The sequence below is a fragment of the Nonomuraea sp. NPDC049129 genome (genome assembly GCF_040648495.1).
Lineage (GTDB): Bacteria > Actinomycetota > Actinomycetes > Streptosporangiales > Streptosporangiaceae > Nonomuraea.
In genome coordinates, this window is record NZ_JBEZDU010000001.1 from 514,836 (window position 1) to 532,732 (window position 17,897).

A 17,897-nucleotide genomic window follows, 5' to 3' on the forward strand; every position below is an offset into this window, starting at 1 on the left:
CCGGTCACTTCGCCGGCGGTTCCGGTCCCCTGAGGCTGAGGAGAGGCAGGTCGGGGAACAGGTGGCTGACCAGGAGTGTCGCCGTGCGCATCGCGGCGGCGACGATGTCGTCGTTCGTCGCCTCGGTGCCCTGAGCGGCCAGCACGGCGCTGTGCACGCTGAGCAGAGCCAGCCGGACGCTGAGCTGATCCTGCACTGAGGCTCCGGGCCCCAGGATGAGCCGGGTGGCCCGGTCGGTCCGCTCCAGCGGGCTGCTCTGACCCGTCGGCATGGCCGTCTTCAGCGCGGTGTGGTTGGCGACGGCGAACCGCATGTTCCGCACCCCCTGCTGGCTGCTCATCGTGAGCCACCGGCTCAGGAGCTCGGCGGCCAGCTCCGGGGAGTGCGGCTGCCCGGCCGCCCAGTCGAGCAGCTCGTCCATCGCGCGCATGTGGTCGGTGAAGAGGCTGACGATGACGGCCTCTTTGCTGTCGAAGTGGTAGTAGAGCGCCGCCTTGGTGATGCCCAGTTGCTCGGCGATCTCGCGCATAGAGGTGGCGTCGTAGCCGTGCTCGGTGAACAGGGTCAGCGCGGCCTCCTGGATCTCGGCTCGCGTCTGGCTGCCCTTGCGCCGCGCACCCGGCGCCGACTCCGTCTTGGTCATGGCTCTTCCCTCTTGCTTCAAAACTGTTACACAGCCTATTTGCCTACCGGTCGGTTAGCAAGTACGCTTGCCGACCGACAGGTAAGTTCTATGGATCGACAGGAGTGCACGTAATGGCCAAGGACAGCGCGGACACCGCCTCGGGAGCGGAAGAAGAGCAGGTCGGGTTAGGGTTCAGCCACCGCCAGATCCTGGTGACCATGAGCGGTCTGGTCGTCGCCATGCTGCTGGCGATGCTGGACAACATGATCGTCGCCCCGGCGATTCCCACGATCGTGGGCGAGCTGGGCGGCCTCGAGCACCTGGCATGGGTGACCACCGGCTATGTCCTGGCCTCCACCGTGGCCACACCGATCTGGGGCAAGCTCGGCGACCTCTACGGCCGCCGCATCATCTTCACCACCGCTGTGGCGATCTTCCTGCTCGGTTCGGTGCTGTGCGGCGCGTCCCAGGATATGGCGCAGCTGGTCGCCTTCCGCGCCGTCCAAGGGCTGGGCGCGGGCGGACTGATGGTCGGCGTGCTGTCGATCATCGGCGAGATGATCCCGCCGCGCGACCGCAGCAAGTACCAGGGCGTGATGATGGCCGTCATGCCGGTCGCGATGATCGGCGGCCCGCTCATCGGCGGTTTCATCACCGACAACCTGAGCTGGCGCTGGGCCTTCTACGTCAACCTGCCGCTCGGCGCGGTCACCCTGGTCCTGTGCTGGATCACCCTGGCCAAGCTGCCCAAGGGCACCGGCAAGGCCGTGATCGACTGGTGGGGCACCGGCCTGCTGACGATCTGGATCACCGCCCTGGTGCTCGTCACCAGCTGGGGCGGCACCCAGTACGAGTGGGGCTCCGGGCAGATCCTCGGGCTGATCGCCCTGGCCGTGGTCGCGTTCGTCGCCTTCATCTTCGTCGAGCGGCGCGTGGCCGAGCCGATCATGCCGCTGCGGGTCTTCAAGAGCCTCAACTTCTCGCTGTCCGGCGCGGTCGCCTTCATCTCAGGGTTCGCGATGTTCGGCGCGATGGGCTTCCTGCCGCAGTTCCAGCAGTTCGTCCAGGGCTCCTCGGCCACCAACAGCGGCCTGCTGCTGATGCCGATGATGATCGCCTCGATGGCCGTCAGCCTGGCCGCCGGCCAGCTGATCAGCAAGACCGGGCACTACAAGTCGGTGCCGATCGTCGGCGCCGTCCTGGTCACCATCGGCCTGGCGCTGTTCGCCACCATGGACGTCGCCACCTCCACCACGGTGACCGCCCTCTACATGGTGGTCCTCGGCGCCGGCATGGGCGGGCTGATGCAGACCAGCACCCTGATCGCGCAGAACAGCCTCGCGCTGCGTGACATGGGCGCGGGCACCGGCGTGTCGACCTTCCTCCGCAACATGGGCAGCTCGCTGGGTGTCTCGCTGCTCGGTGCCGTCTACACCAGCCACCTGACCGACACCCTCGTCGGCACTCCCGCCGTCGCCGGCCAGGCCGCCTCGATGACCCCGCAGCTGCTGCGCCGCCTGCCCGAGGCGGTCCAGAACCTGTTCCAGCAGGCGGTCACCAACGGCATCACCGCGCTGTTCACCTGGGGCGCGGTCGTGGCCGCCATCGGCATCGTGGCCGCACTGTTCATCCGCCAGGTCCCGCTGCGCGGCGCCGTCAAGCCGCAGGCGGACAACGCCAAGGCCGAGGCCGAGTCGGTCGCCATGAGCGGCTGAGTCCGCACGGGCCGGGGGTCTCCCCGGCCACGTAAGGGTGCGGTTCCGATCACCTGATGACCGGAACCGCACCCTTACGGTTTTGTCGGGCCGCTCGAAGAAGCGGCTCAATAGGGCTGCTTCTTCGAGCGAAGCGGCCCGGGATCAGTAGGGACGTTGGAGGAAGCGGCCCAGGCGCGGGTCGTAGAGGCGCCCGCCGATCAGGACCGTCCCGTCCGGCGTGGTCGAGTGGAGCTTCCCGCCGAGCCAGCCGTACCTGCGCTGCTGCGACGCCACTCCATACTCGTCGTAGCCGAGCACGGTGGCCTCGCCGGTGCCGAGGTCGAGCTCGGTCCCGACGCTCCCCCCGACGGTGAGCAGCTGGAGCCGCACCGAGCCCCCGGCGCCCGTGAGCGCGCCCAGCTCGCCTCCGGCCCCGATGACGTTCCTGACGACTTCCCCCTTCTCAACAAGCCACGCGGGCTGATCGCCGGCCGAGCCGTAGTGATGGACCGTGACCGCGCCCCCCGAGGTGGTCTCCGACCTGACGCGGCCCGCCGGGTCGCGGGTCCAGGTGAGGCTGGTGCCGCCGACTGTCTGCTTGACCGGTACGCCGTCGGCGAAGTAGTCGATCCCCCGGCCACCGGGCAGCGAGGTGGTGCGGCCGGCCGGGTCGTAGGCGTAACCGTCACCCACCAGCCTGCCGTCCGCGTACGCGTAGGTCGTGATCTTCGAAGCCGCGTCGTTGGCCTCCGGACACTCCTCGTCGGACTCCTGTACGGCCAGCCGGACCCGGTTGCCCGCGCCGTCGTAGCCGTAGCGGCGCAGCGTGCACAGCGGGAACGCCATGTCCAGCACCGAGGCGAGCTGCCCCGCCTTGTCGTAGCCCAGCTGCCGCTCGCTCATGGTGTCGCTGCGCATGTTCAGCAGTTCCTGACCGTGGATGTTCCGGCCGGTCGTAGGCCGTCACGATCTTCTCCGTGCCGCGCCACCGCTCGGTGGGCCGGCCGCTGGCCGGGCTGTAGCCGATGCCGATCTCGCTCTCCCCGCCGGCTTTGGTCGTGATGGGCCGACCGGCCGCGTCGCGCTTGACCGTGGTGGCGACGCCGCCCTCGATGACCGTGTCCAGCAGGCCGGTGGCGGTGTAGGCGGAGGTCCGTCCGCCCTCCTGGCACACCAGGCCCGCCCATTCCGGCCGCCCGCCGCAAGGGGCGCCGCCGGTCGCCGTGTAGAGGACGGGCGGGGCGGTGTCGGCGGTGACCGCCCGGCCGCCGGGGTCGCGGACCGTCCTGGTCTGCCGGCCGGTGGCCCAGTCGTAGGCGATGGCGGTGGCCTTGACGTCCACGTCCGGCTTGGACTCGCGCCCGACTATGACGGCGCCGGTCTTGACGGGGGTCGGCAGGTCACGGGCCGCCGCGCCGGTCGGGCGGCCCTCGTCGTACGTGCTGACGGTCCGGCTCCTGGCGCCGATGCCGTATCCGGCCGGCAGGTCGTCCACGTCGGACTCCAGGTTGATGATGTGGACCGGGCTCAGCTCCTCGATCTTGCGACGGCCGGAGTCGTCGTAGACCGAGCGGGTGGACAGCAGGTCCGCCCGCTCCTCGGAGCTGTAGGCGGTGATGGCCAGCTCGGCGAGCCGGTTGTCGGTGGTCGGCCGCTGTGACAGCTCCCTGTTCGCCGCGGTGAGCACGCGCGTCGCGTGGCCGAACCGGTCATAGTCGGTGGCGGACAGGTGTCCGCCGGGGGTGAGCACGTTGACCGCCCTGCCCGACTCGTCCAGGTACGTCACGGTGGGGCGGGTGGTGGAGTTCGGGGGGTGGACCGCCGTGGCCGTCACGGGTGCCACCGCCTGCCCCCAGGCCGCGATGGTCGTGGCCGTCAGGTCGGCCGGGCCGCCGGCCGCCTTGCTGAGCGGCACCCCGTACACGATGGTGGTCTTGGCCTCGCCTGCGATCTGGTCGGCGGTGCCGGGCTTGAGCGTGGGGCGGGCGACGCTCTTCAAGCGGCCGTCGGCGTCGTAGCCGAAGGTCCACGGCAGCTCTCCCGGCGGGGTGAGCGTCGTGACGCGGCCCGCGCTGTCATAGCCGTAGGTGGTCTTCAGCGCCGGGGTGATTCTCGGGTCCCAGGTCTCGGACAGGCGTCCGGCGGCGTCGTAGGAGTACTGGGTGACCACGGCTCCCTGGAAGGACACGGTGCTGAGGCGGCCGTCCGTGCCGTAGCCGAAGTCGATCGTGTGGCCGGATCGGGTGAGCGACTTCGGCCGGTCCTGGTCGTAGGTGTACTCGGTGGGCAGGTACCGGTCGCCCTGCTTGGCGAACGTGGTCGTCTGCCCTCGGGAGTCGCTCAGCGTGTACGTGCCGGTGAGCGTCAGGTCCTCGGCGCCCCGCTCGGGCCGCCATCCGTCCTTGGTCCTGGTGAACTGGATTGGCGTGCCGTCGGCCCTGGTCACCTGGACCGAGTTCGGCGAGGTCTCCACGAGTGAGGCGAGGCCCTGGGACCACCCGGGGTTCCGGGACGTGGCCGTCCGGGTCAGAGTCAGGCCGAACGGGCCGCCCCCGGTCGTCTGGAGGCGGTAGTCGCCGGTCAGCAGGTTCACCGTGCCCGGCCCGACCTCGCTGGTCGCCGCCTCGGTGGCGCGGCGGTCGACGACGATCTCGGCGGACGTCGACGCCACCGGGCCCGACGTGCTGCCGACGAGCGCGCGCACCTGCGCCGCCGCGTCGCCGAGCTGGGTTCCGGCGTCCCAGACCAGGCCGGACACCCCGTTGGGCGCGGCCACGGGCCAGGCGGTCAGGGGCCTGCCGTCGGCGGTGAGCACGTTCGCCACGGGGAGGTCGGCCCACTCGTCGGTGTCGGCCCGCCGGTACTGGAACGTCGCCTGGGTGAAGCCGAAGCCGGTCACTGCGAGCGGGACCTTGCCGGTGCTCCGCAGGCCGTCCTTCGGCGCGGCGAGCGTGGCCACGGCCGCGCCCGAGCCCACGTTGAAGGCGTACGCGGTGGCCGGCGAGGCGTTCCCGGCCTTGTCCAGGGTGTACACGGTGAGCGTGTGGGGACCGACGGCGGCCGGGGTCAGCTTGACCGAGACGGCCGCGCCGGTGGTGAGCACCTTCGTGACCGCCGCACCGTCCAGCCGGTAGGCGAGCCAGCCGGAGTCGGTGTTCGCGGGCTTGAGCGTGAACGTGCCCGCTTTGCCGGCGTCGCCGTGCCAGCCTCCGTCGGCCGGGTAGTCGGCCGAGGCCACCGAGGGGGCGGGCGGCGCGACGGTGTCCACGGCGAACGTGGCCGTCTGGTACGCCTTCGACGTGAGCGAGCCGTCGTTGGCCCACGACCGGATCGTGTAGGTCTTGCCGTTGGCCAGCTTGCCGGCCGGCACGTTCGCGCCGGAGAAGCCGTTGCTGGCCACGTACGCGCCGTAGAGGTTGTCGATGACCAGCGTCGAGCCCGCGTACACGTCGAACAGGCCGCGCACGTTGCCGCCGTCAGGGTCGCGCACGTGGTTGCGCAGCTGCGGCGTGAGCGTGTTGGTCCAGATCGTGCCGTCGTAGTCGGTGTACGGGGACAGCCAGGTGGAGACCGGGGTGCTCGGGTAGGAGTTGTACGTCACCGAGATGTACGGCACGTGGGCCGAGGCGTTGCCCGAGTTGAACCGCTTCCAGGCGTACTCGTCGGTCTCACTCGCGGCCCGCAGGCCCATGCCGGAGTCCTTCCACCCCTCGTTGGCCCAGTACTGGACCAGCGAGGTGACGTTGGCGCTCACCCAGCCGTCCGCGCAGCCGCTCCCCCAGCCCTTGGTCTCGCTGGAGGCGGCATAGCGATCGGCCAGTGCCGGGCCCGGCCAGCGCGAGGACGTCGAGGCCCGGTTGGCCGACCACACCTCCCACGACCTCGTGTTGCACGACCAGGAGTGGAAGTTCCACAGCTTCAGCGACGCCGAGACGATCTTCTTGCCCGCGATGCCGGGGGTCTTCCACGTGATGAACGACCTGGCGACCTGGCCGCTGCCGTTGTTGCCGATCTTGAGCTCGGTCGAGCCGGACTGGTCGGTGCCGTGGCCCTCCTGCACGAAGGTGTCGAAGACCTGGCCGAGGTTGAGCGAGGGGTCGACCGTGACGGGGTACTTGGTGGCCGGGTCGCCGAGGAAGGCGGGGTCGGGGGTGAGGAGGAGGTCCTGGCCGGACACCTTCATGGCGACGGGCGCGCGGTGCGGGTGGTCACCGGACCCCGGGTTCACCGTGGCATCCCACATGACGGGCGCCGGGATGGCGGCGGTCGTCCGGCCCTTGCCGTCCACCAGCTCGACGCCGCCGTCCGGAGCCTGGCGGGGCCGCACGCCGGGCGCGCTGAGCCTCAGGGTGTACGAGAGCGGGACGGCCGGACGGGACCTCGGGGACGACCTGGGTGAGTGCCGCCAGGGCGGGGTCGGTGTCCGCGAAGGCCGGGGTGCCGGCGGAGTTCACGGAGCTCAGGGCAAGAATCGCCGACATGACGGCGACGACGACCCGGGTGGGAATGCGCACGAATGTCCTTCCACTATCGGTGGGGGCAACGCACAAACGCCGCAAACGTAAAGATCATTATTGGCCGGTTAGGTGATCTTGGATGGCCGGACGGTAAACGTTTGCTGTCGTCAGCTGTCCCATCACGGAACGCGATGGAACGCCTTCCTTTTGGAGAACTCATAGGAAGGGACGTCTCTATGATCAGATCCAGCCGCCCGCGCGGCGTCGGCTTCGTCCTGGCCTGGATGCTGGCCGTCCTCGTGGCGGCGGCCGTCGCCGCCGCGCTCACGCTGCTACCGGCGAGCACCGCGTCGGCCTCGGCCCCCGTGCCCGAGCCGTCGACCTTCATCTCGACTCCCCCGGGCGGAGGCGACGTCCTGCTTGTCATGGACTACTTCGACGGGAACGACAAGCTCGTCGGCCAGTTCTGGAGGGGCTGTGGCCAGCCTTCCGGAGGCTGGGGCGTACGGCAGGGGATCCTGCGCATCTTCACTCCGCCCTGCGGACCGTAATCACGACGGGCCGTAATCACGACGGGCCGTAATCACGACGGGCCGGGCACCGAAGACGGTGCCCGGCCCTGGTCGTGCCTGCCTTAGCGCTATACGGTGAACCGCGCTCAGCCCATGGCGGCCAGGCCGTGCACCACGGTGCTGGTCAGCGTGCCGATCTCGGCGATGCCGATGGTCACCGTGTCACCGTCGCGCAGCGTGAACGGCAGGTCGGGCACCAGGCTGGTGCCAGTGGAGAGCACGGCCCCGTCGGGGAAGGCGTCGGCGCGGAACAGGTAGCCTGCCAGGTCGTCCAGGCGCCGGTGCAGCTCCGAGGTGGACGCCTTGCCGTCCCACACCGTCTCCCCCACCCTGGCGATGGTCAGCGTGATGTCCAGCGCGTACGGGTCGGCCACCTCCCAGACGGGCCGGATCGCCGGGCCGACCGCGCACGCGCCCAGGTAGATCTTGGCCTGCGGCAGGTACAGCGGGTTGACCCCCTCGATCGTGCGCGAGCTCACGTCGTCGACCACCGTGTAGCCCGCGATCTCGCCCGCGGAGTTCAGCACCAGGCCCAGCTCCGGCTCCGGCACGTCGATCTCGGAGTCGGCGCGCACGGCGATCCGGCCGCCGTCCCCCGACACCTTCCAGGCCACCGACTTGAAGAACAGCTCCGGCCGTTCGGCGTCGTAGACGAGCTCGTACACGTCGGCCGCCCGCTCGCTCTCGGTCACCCGCGCCTCGCGCGAGCGCCGGTAGGTGACGCCCGCGGCCCACACCTCCATCAGCCCGTCCACGGGCGCGAGCCTGCGCACGGACGCGGACGGGTGCTGCGGGCCGGCCGCGGCGACGCACCGCTCGCGTAGCTCCGCGACGGGCAGGCGGAGCAGCTCTCCGACGGTGGTGACCCCCTCCAGCTGCGTCACCTGGTCGCCGTCGTCGACGCCGACCGCGTCCGCGCTGGTCAGCGGGCTGACAAACCGTACGATGTGCATGACACTCCCAGCTTCATCTGATGAAGTCCGAACTTCATCAGATGAAAGTCTATGAAAAAACCGACCGTCCCGATACTGTGCCAAACATCCGAATACGGAGGAAACCGTGGCAACTGATCCTTACCCGGACACGGCTCGGCATGCTCACGTCGTGCACGCCCTGGGTGCCCGGATCGTCGACGGTTCGCTGGTGCCCGGCACGCCCATCCCGATCGAGGAGCAACTGGTCAACGAGCTCGGCGTGGGCCGCTCGGCCGTACGGGAAGGCGTGAAGGTGCTGGCCGGCAAGGGCCTGCTGGAGACCAGGAGGAGCGCCGGGACCCGCGTCCGGCCGCGCGAGTCCTGGAGCCTGCTCGACGCCGACGTGCTGAGCTGGCGGTTCGGCGCCGACGCCCAGGCCGGGGACATCCGGGTGCTTGCCGACCTGCGCGTCGCGCTGGAGCCCGGGGCGGCCCGCGTGGCGGCCGAGCGGGCCGACGCGGCGGCCATCCAGCGCATCGACGAGGCCCTGGCCGCGCTGCACGCCACGGCCGACGACCCCGACCCCTTCATCGACGCCGACCTGGCCTTCCACCGGGCCGTGTTCGGCGCCGCCGACAACGACCTGCTGCTCTACATCTACGACATGATCAGCATCGCCCTGCGCTCGGTACGGCAGGTGCACACCCGATCGGTCGCGCACAACAAGGAAACGCTGCCCAACCACGAGCGCGTAGCCGTGGCGATCCGGCGCCGCCATCACCGCAAGGCCGAGGAGGCCATGCGCGAGGTGGTCGAGGTCGCCCGCGCCGACGCGCTCCACTGCTGAGGGAATCCATGGACGTCCTGCTCGACGTGGCCGGCCCGGTGGCCGTCATCACCCTGAACAGACCCGCCAAACTCAACGCCATCACCCCCGAGATGGCCGGCGCGCTGCGCGCCTGCCTCGACCGCGTGGACGCCGACCCCGCCATCCGGGTGGCCGTGCTCACCGGCGCGGGGGAGCGCTCCTTCTGCGTGGGCAGCGACATCCGCGAGCTCGACGCGTACGCCACGCCGTGGGAGTTCCGCAACCGTGGCGACTACGGCGACGCGGTCCGCGCCCTGCGCAAGCCGATCGTCGCCGCCGTCAACGGCTACGCCTACGGCGGCGGCCTGGAGCTGGCCATGGCCTGCGACATCCGGCTGGCCGCCACCACCGCCACCTTCGCCGCGCCCGAGATCAAGCTCGGCTGGATCGGCGGCAGCGGCCAGTCCGCCCTGCTCGCCCACTCCGTCGGCCCCGGCAACGCGGCCACCATGCTGCTCACCGGCGACCCGATCGACGCCGCACGGGCCAAGGACTGGGGGCTGGTCACCGAGGTGCTGCCTCCTGACGAGCTGCTGCCGGCCGTACGAGAGCTGGCCGGGAAGATCGCCGCCCGGCCGCCGATCGCCGCACAGACGGCCAAGGCCAACCTCAAGGCGGCCTACACCATGCCGCTCGACCAGGCCATCCAGTACGAGCGCGACCTGCAGACCGTCTGCATGGCCACCGCCGACGCGGCCGAGGGCCGGGCCGCGTTCGCCGCCCGCCGCGAGCCGGTCTTCGAGGGGCGCTGATGGGCGTCCTCGACGGTTACCGCGTGGTCGACCTGTCCATCGCCATGGCCGGCCCGCTGGCCGCCATGCGCCTGGGCGACCTGGGCGCGGACGTGATCAAAGTGGAGCCGGTAACCGGCGAGTGGCAGCGCCACGCCCCCGCGGGAGGCGCCACGGGCAACCAGGTCAACGCCTCGTTCCTGTCCCTCAACCGCAACAAGCGCAGCCTGGCCGTGAACCTCAAGTCGGACGAGGGCCGCGACATCGTCCACCGCCTCGCCGCGACGGCGGACGTGTTCCTGCAGAACTACCGGCCCGGCGTCGCCGAGCGCCTCGGCATGGATTACGACACCATCAGCGGGCTCAATCCGCGCGTCGTCTACGTCTCCATGTCCGGGTACGGCGAGAGCGGCCCGTACGTGACGCGGCCGGGACAGGACCTGCTGCTCCAGGCCATGAGCGGCGCCATGCTCAGCACCGGCCGCGACGGCGACCCCCCGGCGCCCGCGGGCACGTACGCGATCGACGCGATCACCGCCTACAGCGCCTTCGAGGGCGCCCTGGCCGCGCTGCTGCACCGCGAGCGCACCGGCGAGGGCCAGCGGGTGAGCGTCAACATGCTCGACGCGGCCATCGCCGTACAGATGCAGGAGCTGTCGGTCTTCACCGTCGGCGGGGTCCCGCAGCGGCGCGGGCGCGAGCCGCACGGCCACACCTACATCCGCGCGCCGTACGGGGTGTTCGCCACCAAGGACGGCTACCTCGCGCTCGGCATGCCCAGGCTCGACGGGCTGGCCGTCGCGCTCGACCTGCCCGAGCTGGCCGGCATGGACGGACACACCCAGCGCGACGAGATCACCTCGACCGTCGCCCGGCGGCTGCCCGAGCGCACGACCACCGAGTGGCTGGACATCTGCGCCCGCCACGACCTGTGGGCGGGCCCGGTGTACGGCTACGCGGAGCTGGTGGCCGACCCGCAGGTCCGGCACAACGGCTCGTTCGTCACCTACGACCACCGCACCGAGGGCACGGTCACCACGCCCGGCTTCCCGTACGGCCTCAGCGCCGCCCCGCCCCAGGTACGCAGGGGCGCGCCGCTGGTGGGCGAGCACACCGCGGAGATTCTCGGCGAGCTGGGCTACCCGGCGGAGCGCGCCGCCGAGCTGGTGGAGAAGGGCGTGCTGGCGTGCGCGGACTGACCTGGGACCACCCCCGCGGCCACGCCCCGCTCGACGAGCTCACCCGTCTCGACCTGGCCGGGCCGAACCCGTACGGCGACGTGCCCGAGCCGATCGAGTGGGACCGGCAGCCGCTCGAAGGCTTCGAGTCCGAGCCGATCGCCACGCTCAGCGCGTCATACGACGTGCTGGTGATCGACCACCCCGGACTGGGCGCGGCGCTGGACTCGCTGGTGCCGATGGACGAGTTGTTCGCGCCGTCCGAGCTGGCCGATTTCCGCGCCCGCACCGTCGGCCGCTCCTATGAGAGCTACCACCTGGACGGGCGCCAGTGGGCGCTGCCGCTCGACGCGGCCGCCCAGGTGGCCGCCGCCTGGCCGGGCACGCACATTCCGGAGACCTGGCCAGAGACGGTGGAGTTCGCGCGGAAGGGCGGGCGGCTGACGCTGTGCCTGGGCGGGCCGCACGCCTTCCTCATGTTCTGCGCGCTGTGCTCCGGCGACTTCCTCGACCGCGAGGCGGGACTGCGGGCGCTGGAGCTCATGGCCGAGCTGCTCGCGCTGGCCGACCCCGAGGTCTCCCTGCGCAACCCGATCGGCGTCCTCGACGCCATGGCGGCGGGCGGGCCCGACCTCTGCCCGCTGGTGTACGGGTACGCCACCTACCCGCTGGCCTTCGCCGACGCCCCCGCCTGGCCCGGCGAAGCGCCGGGGAGCGTGCTCGGCGGCACCGGGCTGGCGGTCTCCAAGAGCCGAGTGCGCGACAGCGGGACCAAGGACGCCGTACGAGCCCACCTGCGCCGGTTGCTCTCGGAGCCGGTGCAGACCGGGCTGTTCCCCGCCACCGGCGGCCAGCCCGCCGCCCGCTCCGCCTGGGACGCCTCGGGCTTCTACCGCGACACCCGCGACACCGTGGAGGCGGCCTGGATCCGGCCGCGCTTCCCCGGCTACATCGGCAAGCAGGAGCGGACCTCCGCCCTGCTCCGCGACGGGCTGACCGCCCGCAGACCGGTCAGAGACCTGCTCGACGACCTGCACAGGGAGTGGACATGACCACGGCGCTGGTAACCGGCGCGGCCGGCGCGCTCGGCCAGGCGATCGTGCGCCGCCTGACGGCCGACGGCCACCAGGTGGCGGCGCTCGACCTCGACGCCGGCTCGCTCGACGGCGCGCTCAACCTGGCGGCCGACCTGCGCGACCCGGCCGCCATCGAGGACGCCTTCACCCGTACGGCCGCCGCGCTCGGGCCGGTCGGCATCCTGGTCAACAACGCGGCCATCTATCCCAGCAGGCCCTTCCTGGAGGTGCCGCTGGCCGAGTACGACGACGTGCACGCGGTCAACCAGCGCGCCTACTGGCTGGCGGCCCAGCACGCGGCCAGGCAGATGACCGCGCTGGGCGCCGGCGCGATCATCAACATCGCGTCGATCACCATGCACGGCGGCTGGCCCGACCTGGCCGCCTACGTCGCCACCAAGGGCGCCGCCACCGCCCTGACCAGGGCCCTGGCCCGCGAGCTCGGGCCGCGCGAGATCCGCGTCAACTGCGTCTCGCCCGGCGCGTTCCCCACGGCCGCCGAGGAGATCCATTCGGATCCCGAGGCGTACAACCGGTTCGTCCTCGAACGGCAGGCGCTCCAGCGGCGCGGCCGCCCGGAGGAGCTGGCCGCCGTGGTGTCCTTCCTGGCCGGCCCCGACGCGTCCTTCGTCACCGGCCAGACCATCGAAGTCAACGGAGGGTGGGTGATGGCATGACGCCGACCCGCAGGCAACTGGCGGAGCTCACCGGCGACCCGGCCGCGATGGGCGGGGTGCGCCTGGTGACGCTCGGCGACGGCGCCGAACGCGGCATCCGGACGCTGGAGTTCCGCACCGGCTCGGGGCTGGCCTTCGACGTGCTGGTCGACCGGTGCATGGACATCGGCGCGGCCGAGCACGCCGGGCGGTCCTTCGGCTGGCGCTCCCCCACCGGCTTCCGCCATCCGGGGCTGCACGAGAACAACGACGAGGACGGCCTGTCCTGGCTGCGCTCGTTCTCCGGGCTCATGGTCACAGGCGGCCTCGACCACACGCTGTTCGGCGGCGAGGTCCCCGCCGACACCTACCGATATGCGCCCCGCCAGTCCGTACGGCATGGCCTGCACGGCCGCGCGGGCAACCTGCCCGCCCGGCTGACCGGCTACGGCGAGCGCTGGGACGGCGACCGCTGCGTCCTGTGGGCCGAGGGAGAGGTACGGCAGGCGGCGGTCTTCGGCGAGAACCTGACCCTGACCCGCCGCATCGAGGCCGACCTGGGCGGGGACGAGATCCGGCTGACCGACACCGTGACCAACGCCGGGTTCGAGCCGACGCCGCACATGTTCCTCTACCACATCAACCTCGGCTGGCCGCTGCTCGACGAGGGCGCCCGGTTCGAGGCGGACATCCGCGAGACCCTGTGGCAGAGCGACAGCGTCGCCGAGCAGGGGGCCGACCACCTGACGCTGCCGGGGCCGGTGCCGGGCTTCGTGGAGCAGGTGTACGAGCACGCGCTGAACCCCGGCGCCGAGGGCCTGCACCGGGTCGCGGTGGTCAACGACCGGCTGGGCCTGGCGGTCAGCGTGGAGTTCCGAGCGGCGCAGTTCCCGTGCTTCTTCGAGTGGCTGAACCTGCGCTCCGGCAACTACGCGATCGGCCTGGAGCCGTCCACCCACCACGTGGGCGGCGACACGGCGGCCCGCGAGGACGGCAGCATGATCTGGCTGGGGGCTCAGGAGTCGCGCACCTACCAGACCACGTTCAGGGTCGAAACGGCCTGAGTTCATGAGGAGGACCCGGTCCGCACCTGACTTTCGGTGCGGACCGGGTCCTCTGCTTTTTCCGCCGGTAATTCATGAATTATCGTCTAAATCAGACGTGCTTGAATGGTCGAATAGCCAGAGAGAGCCATTGATTGGCTGCGGAACGGCCTTTAGCATCGAAGACGCCTCGACCGGACCACCAGCGTGAAGGCGACCGAGAATTCGATGACAGAGCCGCTCACATTCCGCGCCACCACGACCGAGGAATTACCCTCATCGCTCTGATGCTCTCCGGAAGAGATTTCCCACCCGTACTCTCAAAGCCGCCGAAATCGGCCCGCTGAGCCGACGGGTTACATTCCACGATCAGAGAGTGCGAGGAAACATGCCCCCCGAGCAAGCGGAACACCGGCTGAGCCTGGACACCCGGGCCGCGCGCAACCTGGCCACCACCACCAAGACCCGTCCGCAGATGCAGGCCATCACCTCCCGCTGGCTGCTGCGCATGCTTCCGTGGGTGGACGTGGCCGGGGGCACCTATCGGGTCAACCGCCGCCTGACCCACGCGGTGGGACGCGGCCGGGTCAGCGTGGTGCAGAACGGCGCCGACGACGTGTGGATCATCTCGGAGACGCTCACGGAGCTGCCCGCCCTGCGCGGGTTCGGCGACCTCGACGTACTGAGCGCGCTCGCCTCGACGTTCACGGCTCGCCAGTTCCAGGCCGGGGAGGTCATCGTCGAGGCCGGGACGCCGGTCACCGAGACCTTCGTCATCGCCCACGGCCGGCTCAACCGGCTGTCCACCGGCCAGTACGGCGGCACGGTGGTGCTCGGGGTCATCGCGGACGGCGATCAGTTCGGCGACGAGGTCTTCGCCCAGGACGATGCCCGGTGGCCGTGCTCGATCCAGGCCACCACCGCCGGGACGGTCATGGTGTCGCCGCGGCGGGAGTTCCAGCGGCTGCTCGACCAGTCGCCCGCCCTGCGGGAGCACATCCAGCGTTACCTGGAGGGCACCCGCAAACCGGTCAACAAGCGCGGCGAGGCGGCGGTCCACGTGGCCGCCGGGCACGTCGGCGAGCCGGACATCGGCGGCACCTTCGTGGACTACGAGCTCCACCCTCGCGAATACCCCCTGAGCGTCTCGCAGACCGTCCTGCGGGTCCACACCCGCGTGGCCGACCTCTACAACGAGCCGATGAACCAGTTCGACGAGCAGCTCCGCCTGACGATCCACGAGATCCGCGAGCGCCAGGAATGGGAGCTGCTCAACAACCGCGAGTTCGGGCTGCTGCACAACGCCGACTACAGCCAGCGGATCAACACCTGGTCCGGTCCCCCGACCCCGGACGACCTGGACGACCTGATCAGCATGCGCCGCAAGACCCGCCTGCTGCTCGCGCATCCCAAGGCGATCGCGGCCTTCTTCCGCGAATGCAACAAGCGCGGCCTGACCGTGGGCAGCGCCAACGTCAACGGGCACGAGATCCCGGCCTGGCGCGGAATCCCGATCTTCCCCTGCGGCAAGATTCCGATCACCGACGGGCACACCAGCTCGATCGTGGCCATGCGCACGGGCGAGGAGGACCAGGGAGTGGTCGGCCTGCACCAGGTCGGCATCCCCGAGGAGTACGAGCCCGGCCTGAACGTCCGCTTCATGGGGATCAACAGCCAGGCGGTGATGTCCTACCTGGTCAGCGCCTATTACTCGACGGCGATCCTGGTGCCCGACGCGATCGGGATCCTGGAGAACGCCAACATCGCCGCCCCCCGCTCCTGACAACTTTAGGAAGAGGGCCGCATGCCCGCAGACGACACCGCAGAACCTCCGGCCGCCATCACACTGCCGACCGGGCCCTCCGTCCACCGAGCCGCCGAAGCGCGGGTCCAGGCCATACCTGAGAAGCCCGCCGGAGCGGACGCGCTGGCCCGGATGGTGGCGGGCCCCACCGGTCTGGGCACCTCTGCGCTGCGCGTCCCGTCCCCGGACCAGTGGCCCCCGCCCAGGGTCTGCGAGCACGACGGGCACGAATCCCCGCAGCCGCGGCTGACCCTGTCGAGCGCCATGCTCACGTACGACCTCGAGCCGCTCGCCTACCAGGAGCGGGAGTGGGGCGACGGGTCGTACCCCCCGCTGTACTGCCCCGAGACCGTACGCGTCGACGAGGACCTGGGCGACGAGGTCAACCGGCGCCTGGTGGCGTGGGCGGAGCGGGTCAGGCTCCACGAGGGCCGGATGACGGAGTTCAGCGACACGGGCTACGGCCGGCTGGCCATGCTCACGCACCCCGACGCCGACGACCCCGACATGCTGCTGATCGCGGCGCAGACGAACGCCGCCTGGTGGGCGGCCGACGACTACTACGCCGACGAGACCGACCTGGGCGCGACGCCGACCGAGCTGCCACCGCGGCTGGCCCTGGTGACCTCCGCCATGGACCCGCCGCCGCCCGCGGGCGACTACACCCGCCGGCTCGAGGAGGCGATCCAGGCCGACCCCGTCCTGGTCTCACTGAGGTCGAGCATCAGCCACATCTCCCGCCACGCCAGCTCGGCACAGATCGGGCGCGTCTGCAACATCACTTCCCAGATGTACGTGAGCTGGGCCGCCTACGCGGCTTGGCGCTATCTGGAGACGCCGCCGCCGGTCTGGCGCTACCTCGCGGCACGTCAGCACGACAGCTTCTACACCTCTATGACGCTGATCGACATCGTGGGCGGCTACAACCTGGCCGCCGACCTGTTCTTCATGCGGCGCTTCCACACCGCGCTCATGCAGGCGGGCACCGCCAGCGTCCTGGTCAACGACCTGTATTCCGTCGAGAAGGAGGCCGCGGACGAACTCCCCGACTCCAACGTGATCCTGCTCATCGCGGCCGAGGAGAAGTGTTCCATCCGCGAGGCGACCGAACGCGCGGTCGCCCTCCACAACGATCTCGTCAAGGGCTTCGAATCCAGCCATCGCGCGCTCATTTCCCTCCGGTGTCCCGAGCTCCACCGGTTCCTGCGCGGCGCGCAGGCGTGGATGGCCGGATGCCTCGAATGGCACGGCTCCACCAGCCGCTATCAGTCTTGACCGCACCCCCCGAAGTTCATTGAAGAGCAGTTCATTGAAGAAGGGAATCCCTCAGGTGACCGCTACGCAGGACTCCTCCGTTCTCAGCAGCCTCTACCAGCGATCCGTCGCCGACTACTGGAACACCGAGCAGAACCCGGTCAACCTCCGGCTGGGCGAAGTGGACGGCATCTACCACCATCACTACGGCATCGGCGAGGTCGACTGGACGGTCCTGGACGGCCCTGCGGAGACCCGGGACGAACGCGTGATCAAGGAGCTCCACCGGCTCGAATCCGCGCAGGCCGACTTCCTCATGAGCCGGCTCGGCCCGCTCGAACCCCACCACCGGGCCATGGACGCGGGCTCGGGCCGAGGCGGCTCCAGCATCGTCGCCAACCTGCGGTTCGGCTGCCACGTGGACGGCGTCTCCATTTCCGAGTCGCAGGTCGCCTTCGCCAACGAGCAGGCCAGGAAGCGCGGCGTGGCCGACAAGGTGCGCTTCCACTTCCGCAACATGCTCGACACCGGGTTCGAGTCTGGAACGTTCCAGGCGATCTGGAACAACGAGAGCACCATGTACGTCGAGCTCTCGCTGCTGTTCGCCGAACACGCCCGGCTGCTGCGCCGCGGTGGCCGATACGTGTGCATCACCGGCTGTTACAACGACGCCTACGGCCTGCCGTCCCGGGCCATCAGCCAGATCAACGCGCACTACATCTGCGACATCCATCCGCGCAGCACGTACTTCAAGGAAATGGCGGCCAACCGCCTCGTCCCCATCAGCGTCGTGGACCTCACGCCCGCGACGATCCCCTACTGGGAGCTCCGCGCCCAGACCGCCCTGGCCACCGGCATCGAACAGCCCTTCCTCGACGCCTACAAGAACGGCAGCTTCCAGTACCTGCTCATCGCGGCCGATCGCGCCTGACAGACCTGCCGTCCCGGCCGCCGGCGACGCGCGCGGCGCCCGGGGGACCCCACCCCGGGCGGCGCGAAAAGGGGGGTTACCGGGCGGTAAA

The 17,897-nt window shown here is 70.6% G+C and carries 14 protein-coding genes; 11 read left to right on the forward strand and 3 right to left on the reverse strand.

From position 1 onward, the window contains the following. Positions 1 to 4 precede the first annotated feature (4 nt). Complete coding sequence (locus AB0B64_RS02195) at positions 5 to 643, reverse strand: helix-turn-helix domain-containing protein (RefSeq protein ID WP_358173980.1); 639 nt, start codon at positions 641 to 643, stop codon at positions 5 to 7. Between the two features lie 113 nt (positions 644 to 756). Between AB0B64_RS02195 and AB0B64_RS02200 the strand changes: the two genes are divergently transcribed. Beyond that, positions 757 to 2,340 (forward strand): MDR family MFS transporter, encoded by a 1,584-nt coding sequence (locus AB0B64_RS02200; protein WP_357947871.1) that lies wholly within the window; start codon positions 757 to 759, stop codon positions 2,338 to 2,340. Positions 2,341 to 3,007: 667 nt separating this feature from the next. Here AB0B64_RS02200 and AB0B64_RS02205 read toward each other — a convergent pair. Further along, positions 3,008 to 6,649, reverse strand: coding sequence for a DNRLRE domain-containing protein (locus tag AB0B64_RS02205; RefSeq protein WP_358173983.1), 3,642 nt, complete (start codon positions 6,647 to 6,649; stop codon positions 3,008 to 3,010). A 366-nt stretch (positions 6,650 to 7,015) separates the two neighbouring features. Between AB0B64_RS02205 and AB0B64_RS02210 the strand changes: the two genes are divergently transcribed. Next, positions 7,016 to 7,330 (forward strand): DUF6289 family protein, encoded by a 315-nt coding sequence (locus tag AB0B64_RS02210; RefSeq protein WP_357947865.1) that lies wholly within the window; start codon positions 7,016 to 7,018, stop codon positions 7,328 to 7,330. Between the two features lie 107 nt (positions 7,331 to 7,437). Here AB0B64_RS02210 and AB0B64_RS02215 read toward each other — a convergent pair whose 3' ends face one another. Beyond that, positions 7,438 to 8,304 carry a fumarylacetoacetate hydrolase family protein gene (locus AB0B64_RS02215; protein ID WP_357947862.1) on the reverse strand — a complete coding sequence of 289 codons (867 nt, stop codon included), beginning with the start codon at positions 8,302 to 8,304 and terminating at the stop codon, positions 7,438 to 7,440. A gap of 106 nt (positions 8,305 to 8,410) precedes the next feature. Between AB0B64_RS02215 and AB0B64_RS02220 the strand changes: the two genes are divergently transcribed. From AB0B64_RS02220 to AB0B64_RS02260, 9 genes are all read left to right on the forward strand, one after another. After that, the gene (locus AB0B64_RS02220) at positions 8,411 to 9,112 is read left to right on the forward strand and encodes a FadR/GntR family transcriptional regulator (RefSeq protein WP_358173986.1); all 702 of its coding nucleotides are present in this window, start codon (positions 8,411 to 8,413) and stop codon (positions 9,110 to 9,112) included. 8 nt (positions 9,113 to 9,120) lie between these two features. After that, on the forward strand, positions 9,121 to 9,885 hold the full coding sequence (locus AB0B64_RS02225; protein WP_358173988.1) for an enoyl-CoA hydratase/isomerase family protein: 765 nt from the start codon (positions 9,121 to 9,123) through the stop codon (positions 9,883 to 9,885). Next, positions 9,885 to 11,063: a CoA transferase gene (locus AB0B64_RS02230; RefSeq protein WP_358173991.1), complete on the forward strand. Its 1,179-nt coding sequence runs from the start codon at positions 9,885 to 9,887 to the stop codon at positions 11,061 to 11,063. The genes AB0B64_RS02225 and AB0B64_RS02230 overlap by 1 nt, the downstream gene beginning before the upstream one ends. Then, a complete protein-coding gene (locus AB0B64_RS02235; RefSeq protein ID WP_358173994.1) occupies positions 11,051 to 12,094 on the forward strand; it encodes a hypothetical protein in 1,044 nt (347 codons plus the stop codon). Before AB0B64_RS02230 ends, AB0B64_RS02235 begins: the two co-directional genes overlap by 13 nt. Beyond that, complete coding sequence (locus AB0B64_RS02240) at positions 12,091 to 12,795, forward strand: SDR family oxidoreductase (RefSeq protein WP_358173997.1); 705 nt, start codon at positions 12,091 to 12,093, stop codon at positions 12,793 to 12,795. The genes AB0B64_RS02235 and AB0B64_RS02240 overlap by 4 nt, the downstream gene beginning before the upstream one ends. Then, positions 12,792 to 13,838, forward strand: a complete 1,047-nt coding sequence (locus AB0B64_RS02245; protein ID WP_358174000.1) for an aldose 1-epimerase family protein — start codon at positions 12,792 to 12,794, stop codon at positions 13,836 to 13,838. Before AB0B64_RS02240 ends, AB0B64_RS02245 begins: the two co-directional genes overlap by 4 nt. A gap of 367 nt (positions 13,839 to 14,205) precedes the next feature. After that, a complete protein-coding gene (locus tag AB0B64_RS02250; RefSeq protein ID WP_358174003.1) occupies positions 14,206 to 15,600 on the forward strand; it encodes a family 2B encapsulin nanocompartment shell protein in 1,395 nt (464 codons plus the stop codon). A gap of 21 nt (positions 15,601 to 15,621) precedes the next feature. Then, complete coding sequence (locus tag AB0B64_RS02255; protein ID WP_358174006.1) at positions 15,622 to 16,896, forward strand: family 2 encapsulin nanocompartment cargo protein terpene cyclase; 1,275 nt, start codon at positions 15,622 to 15,624, stop codon at positions 16,894 to 16,896. Between the two features lie 55 nt (positions 16,897 to 16,951). Then, positions 16,952 to 17,806, forward strand: coding sequence for a geranyl diphosphate 2-C-methyltransferase (locus tag AB0B64_RS02260; protein ID WP_358174009.1), 855 nt, complete (start codon positions 16,952 to 16,954; stop codon positions 17,804 to 17,806). The last annotated feature ends 91 nt before the right edge of the window (positions 17,807 to 17,897 follow it).